Source organism: Streptomyces sp. NPDC051286 (genome assembly GCF_044455345.1).
Classification (GTDB): Bacteria; Actinomycetota; Actinomycetes; order Streptomycetales; family Streptomycetaceae; genus Streptomyces.
In genome coordinates this window covers 44,211-50,227 of sequence record NZ_JBITER010000026.1, presented here as the reverse complement: position 1 = coordinate 50,227, position 6,017 = coordinate 44,211, and the positions used below count along the sequence as shown (strand labels likewise).

General features: G+C 71.3%; 7 protein-coding genes and 3 tRNA genes. 5 read left to right on the top strand and 5 right to left on the bottom strand.

Annotated elements, in window-relative coordinates; genetic code table 11:
- Window positions 1-1,723, bottom strand: a 1,723-nt coding sequence (locus ACIBB8_RS24685) for a DEAD/DEAH box helicase (RefSeq protein ID WP_398955513.1), incomplete at its 3' end; no start/stop codon positions are given.
- A 369-nt stretch (window positions 1,724-2,092) separates the two neighbouring features.
- Here ACIBB8_RS24685 and ACIBB8_RS24680 point away from each other — a divergent pair.
- Window positions 2,093-2,509 carry a hypothetical protein gene (locus ACIBB8_RS24680; RefSeq protein WP_398955511.1) on the top strand — a complete coding sequence of 139 codons (417 nt, stop codon included), beginning with the start codon at window positions 2,093-2,095 and terminating at the stop codon, window positions 2,507-2,509.
- 153 nt (window positions 2,510-2,662) lie between these two features.
- Here ACIBB8_RS24680 and ACIBB8_RS24675 read toward each other — a convergent pair whose 3' ends face one another.
- Complete coding sequence (locus ACIBB8_RS24675; protein WP_030929660.1) at window positions 2,663-3,013, bottom strand: metallopeptidase family protein; 351 nt, start codon at window positions 3,011-3,013, stop codon at window positions 2,663-2,665.
- Window positions 3,014-3,132: 119 nt separating this feature from the next.
- Here ACIBB8_RS24675 and ACIBB8_RS24670 point away from each other — a divergent pair, with 119 nt between their 5' ends.
- The 4 genes from ACIBB8_RS24670 to ACIBB8_RS24655 all read left to right on the top strand — a co-directional run bounded on the left by ACIBB8_RS24670 (window position 3,133) and on the right by ACIBB8_RS24655 (window position 3,890).
- Window positions 3,133-3,354 (top strand): hypothetical protein, encoded by a 222-nt coding sequence (locus ACIBB8_RS24670; RefSeq protein WP_398955508.1) that lies wholly within the window; start codon window positions 3,133-3,135, stop codon window positions 3,352-3,354.
- Between the two features lie 254 nt (window positions 3,355-3,608).
- Window positions 3,609-3,681: transfer RNA gene (locus ACIBB8_RS24665), tRNA-Glu, on the top strand.
- Window positions 3,682-3,719: 38 nt separating this feature from the next.
- Window positions 3,720-3,794 (top strand) — tRNA-Asp (locus ACIBB8_RS24660).
- Between the two features lie 22 nt (window positions 3,795-3,816).
- A tRNA-Phe gene (locus ACIBB8_RS24655) sits at window positions 3,817-3,890 on the top strand.
- Window positions 3,891-3,931: 41 nt separating this feature from the next.
- On the opposite strand, the gene ACIBB8_RS24650 is transcribed toward ACIBB8_RS24655, so the two are convergent.
- From ACIBB8_RS24650 to ACIBB8_RS24640, 3 genes are all read right to left on the bottom strand, one after another.
- Entirely contained in the window at window positions 3,932-4,780 is an 849-nt protein-coding gene (locus tag ACIBB8_RS24650; RefSeq protein ID WP_398955506.1) for a cytochrome c biogenesis CcdA family protein, read from the bottom strand.
- On the bottom strand, window positions 4,777-5,568 hold the full coding sequence (locus ACIBB8_RS24645; protein ID WP_398955503.1) for a DsbA family protein: 792 nt from the start codon (window positions 5,566-5,568) through the stop codon (window positions 4,777-4,779). The genes ACIBB8_RS24650 and ACIBB8_RS24645 overlap by 4 nt, the downstream gene beginning before the upstream one ends.
- A 62-nt stretch (window positions 5,569-5,630) precedes the next feature.
- Window positions 5,631-5,993, bottom strand: coding sequence for a hypothetical protein (locus ACIBB8_RS24640; RefSeq protein ID WP_398955501.1), 363 nt, complete (start codon window positions 5,991-5,993; stop codon window positions 5,631-5,633).
- Window positions 5,994-6,017 lie beyond the last annotated feature (24 nt).

The following is a 6,017-nucleotide window of genomic DNA, read 5'->3' as shown; positions in this document are numbered from 1 at the left end:
GGTCGTCACGACGCTGGAAACCACCACGGTCGCCACCGCGGTACCCACCGCGGTCGCCGCCCCGGTCGTCCCGGCGGTCGCCGCCCCGGTTGTCGCGGCGCTCGAAGTTGCCGCGGTCGTCGCGACGGTCGTCGCGCGCCGTGGGCTGCTCCGGTACGGAGACGGCGGCCTCGATCGCGGCCTCCGCCTCGGCGGCGACCTCGGCGACTGCTGCCTCGGGGTCCTCGCCCCGCTCGCGCGCGGCACGGGCGACCAGGCGGTCGGCCTCCTCGCGGAGCTCACCGGCGCGGCGCTGGACGCGCTCCAGCTGCCTGGTCAGGTCGGCGACCTCGCGCTCCGCCTGCTTGGCGGCGTTGTTCGCGGAGTCGGCCTGGACCTCGGTCAGCGAACGGGCACCGGTGATCTCGGCGACCTCCGGGTCGAAGGCGCCCGCGCCGCCGACGATGTGGCGCGAGGCGTCGACACCCGCGTCCTCCATCAGGCGGAAGATCTGGCGACGCTGGTGCGGCAGCGCCAGGGAGACGACGACACCGGACTTGCCGGCGCGGGCGGTACGGCCCGAGCGGTGCAGGTAGTCCTTGTGGTCACCGGCGGGGTCCACGTTCAGCACCAGGTCGATGCCGTCGACGTGGATACCGCGGGCGGCGACGTCGGTCGCGACGAGCGCGTTGACGTAACCGTCCTTGAAGTCGGCGAGCACGCGGGTACGGGCACCCTGCGTCATGCCGCCGTGCAGCGCGTCCGCCTTCACGCCCGCCTCGACGAGCTGCTCCGCGATGCGGTCGGCGCCCAGCTGGGTGCGGACGAAGATGATCGTGCGGCCCTTGCGGGCAGCGATCGCGGAGGTGACCGGCGCCTTGTCCTTCGGCTTCACGACGAGGACGTGGTGCGTCATGGTCGTGACGTTGCCCTGGGCGCTGTCGACCTCGTGGCTCACCGGGTTGCTCAGGTAGCGCTTGACCAGCGTGCCGATCTCGTTCTCCATGGTGGCGGAGAAGAGCATGCGCTGACCGCCGACCGGAACCTGGTCGAGCAGCTCGGTGACCTCGGGCAGGAAGCCCAGGTCGGACATCTGGTCGGCCTCGTCGAGGACGGCGACCTGGACGTTCTCCAGGGAGCAGGCGCCCCGGTTGATGATGTCGCGCAGTCGGCCCGGGGTGGCGACGAGGATGTCGACACCGCGCTCCAGCGCGTAGATCTGGTTGCCCATCGACGTACCGCCGCAGACGACCTTCATCTTGAGGCCGAGCACGTCGCCGTAGGGCTGCAGCGCGTCCGCGACCTGCATCGCGAGCTCACGGGTCGGGGTGAGGATGACCGCGCGCGGCTTCTTCTTCTCGGTATGACCGCCGGCCAGCGTGGCCAGGGTCGGCAGACCGAAGGAGAGCGTCTTGCCGGAGCCGGTGCGGCCGCGGCCCAGGATGTCCTTGCCGGCCAGCGCGTCCGGAATGGTCGCGGCCTGGATCGGGAAGGGCGCGGTCACACCGTTCTGCGCGAGCTTGCGGACGACGCCCTCGGGCAGGCCCAGGTCGGCGAAGGTGACGGTCGGCTCGGCGTCGGTGGCGGAGTCGGTGGTGGCCTCGGTGGAACCGGCGAAGTCGACGGACTCGGCCGTCTCGACCGGCTCGGACACCTCGGCGGCCTCGGCCACTACGGCCTCGGCTTCGGTGACAATCTCGTCGTTCTCGGGCACGACGGTGTTGTCAGAGCTGAAATTGGACATGCGAAATGCGAAACCTTCCGGAGTCTCGGCACGCGCCCATAACTCCGTGATTCGCAATTTCGACCGCCTCAATGCGGTCCAGCCACGGCAAGGGAGAGTACGCGCCACACGGCGCTCTTCTGTGTCGGCGCCGGGCAATGGGATCAAACGATCTACTACCATACGCACTCTCACCCGCATCGCGCAAACCACACGCTCCGGACCACCCGCTACACCGGCCCCACCTGCGGTGATGCCTCGGGAGTCCGCAGCGCCTCCAGGTCGTCCGGCACGCTCATCGCCTCACTGCGGAACTGCGCGGCCGGAGACGCGGAAGGCACCGGAGCCGGACTTGAAGGTTCCGGATCAGGTGAGCTCGGCGGCTCCGGGGTGACCGGCGCGGACGGCCCGGAGGACACCGACGGCTCCGCGGACGGCACCGGCTGCTGCGACCCCCCGCCCCCCGGCGGGGACGGCACCGGCGGATGCCCGCCCCGGGTCGGCAACGGATCACCGGACCCCACGCCCGCATGCGCGCCACCGGGCACGGCCGAGGCACGCGCCGACGCGCTCGGGCTCGGCGATTCGGCGGCCTCCCGGTCGGAGTGCGCCTCCGCGCCCCCTCGGGTACGGGCCCGTCCCGTACCCGCCACCGTGGAGCCGTCCGGTTCACCCGACGGGCCCTTCTGCTCGGCCGACCGCGACGGGGCCGGCTTCCCGGCGTCGTCGCTGATGCTCATGCAGCCGGTGGACGCGGCAATCGTCACTGCGGTGACGGCTGCCCATCGGACAGGGGATGGCAACTGACGCACGGCGGGCACCTCCGGGAGGCGGGAGCGAAGCAGGGCGGGAACGGACAGGGGCGCTGTGCCCAACTCCCGTTCCCCCGCATGGGACACGCCCCACGCACCACCGACCGTTTCGCCGCCGGCCCCTCCGCCGCCGCTCTCCCGGGTGTACTCAGCCGTAACCGAGCGCGTGCAGCCGCTCGTCGTCGATGCCGAAGTGGTGGGCGATCTCATGGACGACCGTGATTTCCGTCTCGGCCACGACGTCCTCACGCGACTCGCACATCCGCAGCGTCGGCCCGCGGTAGATCGTGATCCGGTCCGGGAGCACCCCGGCGTACCACTCGCCGCGATCGGTCAGCGGCGTGCCCTCGTACAGCCCGAGCAGCTCCGGATCGCCGGGGTCCGGTTCGTCCTCGACGAACACCGCGACGTTGTCCATCAGCCGTGTCAGCTCCGGCGGAATCCGGTCCAGGGCCTCGGCGACCAGTTCCTCGAACTCTTCGCGCGTCATCTCCAGCACCCCGCCATTGTCACGTACCCCCGCCGGACCGGCCCCGGACCGCCACTCCCTGCTCTGCCCCGCAATCCCGAATCCCGCGCCCGCGCATGGCCGCCCCCGAACCCGGACACAGGCATCCAATGGCCCGCGCCTCGTTCCGCGCCGCAGTCGCCCGCATCCGCCACGACTGCCGCTCCCGCTCCACCGCCCCCGGCAGCGCCCTCACCCCCGCTCCGCACCCCTACGGGCGCGCCGGGTCTGATCGCCGTCGTCGTGTTCGGCGCCTGGCCGGGCTGCTGCTCGTCGGCAGTGTCCGTACGCCCCTCGGCCCGATGGACACCCGCTCGGCGGGCTCGGCCTGACAACGGCCGAGGTCAGCCGCCATCTGCCGGAGGGAAACCAACCCGGAGCGACCCCTTCGCCTATTCGGTTTGGCTGACACCGAAACGCCGTAGTACAGTCTCCGACGTGCCCAAGGGCGCCGGTCAGGGCTTAACCGTTCCGATACCCCAGAGGTTGAAGAAGAAGCGGAACCTCTTGAGGGGAAGCGGAGTCACATGCTTCTCACGTCCCCTTTCCGGGGGGCGATAGACGCAGAAGCGACACCAGCAGTTCTGCCCTCATCGTCTAGTGGCCCAGGACGCCGCCCTTTCAAGGCGGTAGCACGGGTTCGAATCCCGTTGGGGGCACGCACCACCTTGTGCGACACTTAGTCGCACAAAAGCTTGGTCCTGTGGAGCAGTTTGGAGTGCTCGCCACCCTGTCAAGGTGGAGGCCGCGGGTTCAAATCCCGTCAGGACCGCTGCAGCTCGTAAGTGCTGCGTGGCTGGGTAGCTCAGTTGGTACGAGCGATCGCCTGAAAAGCGATAGGTCGCCGGTTCGATCCCGGCCCCAGCCACCTCTCGAAGGCCCCATCCGGCGGATGGGGCCTTCGTCGTGTCAGTCCTCTTCCCGGTCCACGGAGTTCAGGTCCCGGCTGCGCCACGCCCGCACCCCGAGGACCAGCAGCACCACCGCGACCGCGGCCACCAGCGCAAACGCGTCCGGCACCTGCTCGCCGATGCGCCGGGCCCACTGTTCGACGGCGAACGAATCGTCCACATCCAGCAGTCCGGGCAGCGCGGTCGTCCCGTCGTAGGCCAGGAACAGCGCGCCGAGCCCGATGAAGAACAGCCCCGACAGCAGGGTCGTGGTGTGCAGTTCGAAGCGGCCGAGCCGGAAGGCGCGGCCGCGCAGCCAGGCGCGGCGCCCGAGGTCGAAGCGCTCCCAGACCAGCGCCAGCAGGAACAGCGGGACCGCCATGCCCAGGGCGTAGACGGCGAGCAGCAGTCCGCCGTAGACCGGGCTGGCGCTGACCGCCGCCACCGTCAGGACGCTGCCGAGGATCGGCCCGGCGCAGAACCCGGCCAGCCCGTAGACGGCGCCGAGGGCGTAGACCGACACGGCGGTCGTCGGCCGGATCCGCCCGCTGAGGGCCGCGATCCGGCGTGAGGTGAAGCCGAGGCCCACGATCTGGGCCACGCCGAGCCCGATGATCAGCCAGCCGGCGCCGAGGACCAGCTGGTCGCGGTGGCTGTAGAAGAGCCGTCCGGCGTACGAGCCCGCGGCGCCGAGCGGCACGAGGGTGGTGGCCAGACCGGCGTAGAAGATGCTGGTACGGGCCAGTAGCCGCGAGGCCGAGTCGATGGAGTAGGCGAAGAAGGCGGGCAGCAACAGGGCGCTGCAGGGGCTGACCAGGGCCAGCAGCCCGCCGAGGAAGGCGGCGAAGTAGCCGATGTCCGCCGTCACTTGTCAGCGCCCCCGGAGCCACCGGAGTCCTTGGAGCCGCCCTCTCCCTTGGCGTCCTTGGTGTTGGCGGCCTTGTCGGCCGCCGCCTGGATGGCCTGCTCGAAGACCTCCACCGGCTGCGCTCCGGCCAGCGGGCGGCCGTTGATCAGAAAAGACGGGGTGGAGCTCGCGCCGATCCCGTACCCCTCCTCCTGGTCCTTGCTCACCGCGGCGGAAGCAGCCGCGCTGTCCGCGTCGCGTACGAACCGGCCGATGTCCCGCACCCCCGCCTCCTTGGCGAGCTCCTTCAGCCGGTCCTTGCCGAAGCCCTTCTCCTTGGCCCCTTCGGTGTAGGCGGCTGCGTGGAACTGCCAGAAGCGGCCCTGCTGCCCAGCGGCCCAGGCGGCGCGCGCGACGGCCTCGGATTCGGCGCCGAAGATCGGGAAGTTGCGCCACTCGATGCGCAGGGTGCCCTTGTCGACGTACTTCTTCACCAGGGCGGGTTCGGTGTCCCGGGCGAACTTGCCGCAGTAGCCGCACTTGAAGTCGGCGTACTCGATGAGGACCACGGGCGCGTCGACCGGGCCCTGCGCGAGTTTGTCGGCGGGGTCGCGGCGGGCCAGCCTCGCCAGTTCCGGGAAGACACCGGCGTCCGGGTCGGCGGTGACTTCGGCGACCGAAGTCGAGGAGGAGCGGTCGGCGGGGGCGGTGGCGCGGTAGGAGACGAAGCCGAGCAGCGCGGCGGCGAGGACGACACCGGTGCCGTAGAGCAGCGGCTTCCTGGACGAGGAGGTTGCGGGCGTGGGCATGGCGAAACTCCGTGCTCGTGGTGCGGGAGGGGGAAGGGGACGACCGGATGGCGGGCATCCCCCTAAACCCGCAGTACGGAGAGTTCCACCGGGGATGGCGCGGCAGGTTCCGGCCCAAGCGGCCTGACGCGTGTGCGTGGCTCCGCGGGCCCCTGCCCGGGAGCGGCGCTCGGACCCCATTCGGCGAGACCGGGCGCCTGGTCGTGCGCGGCGCGGGCCCGAACGGGTACGCCGGGCTCGATGCCGTCGCGCTTCGTGCCCTTGCCGCAGCCGGGCATCCCCTGACCGCCGACGGCCGGGCCGGCCACCGCGGTGCCGGAATCCCCGGGCGCGGTCGCCGCCGTCACCGCCGTGGCGGGCACGCAGAACAGCCCCAGCACGACCGCGAGCACCGCCACCAGGCAGCACCACTGCGTACGGGACATGGACGAGGGCCTTTCCACGGCGGT

Bases quoted from the DNA above. Each gene is read 5' to 3' on its own strand.
- ACIBB8_RS24670 (WP_398955508.1), top strand. From the start codon at position 3,133: ATGGCCCGCGCCTCGTTCCGCGCCGCAGTCGCCCGCATCCGCCACGAC.
- ACIBB8_RS24640 (WP_398955501.1), bottom strand. From the start codon at position 5,993: ATGTCCCGTACGCAGTGGTGCTGCCTGGTGGCGGTGCTCGCGGTCGTG.
- ACIBB8_RS24645 (WP_398955503.1), bottom strand. From the start codon at position 5,568: ATGCCCACGCCCGCAACCTCCTCGTCCAGGAAGCCGCTGCTCTACGGC.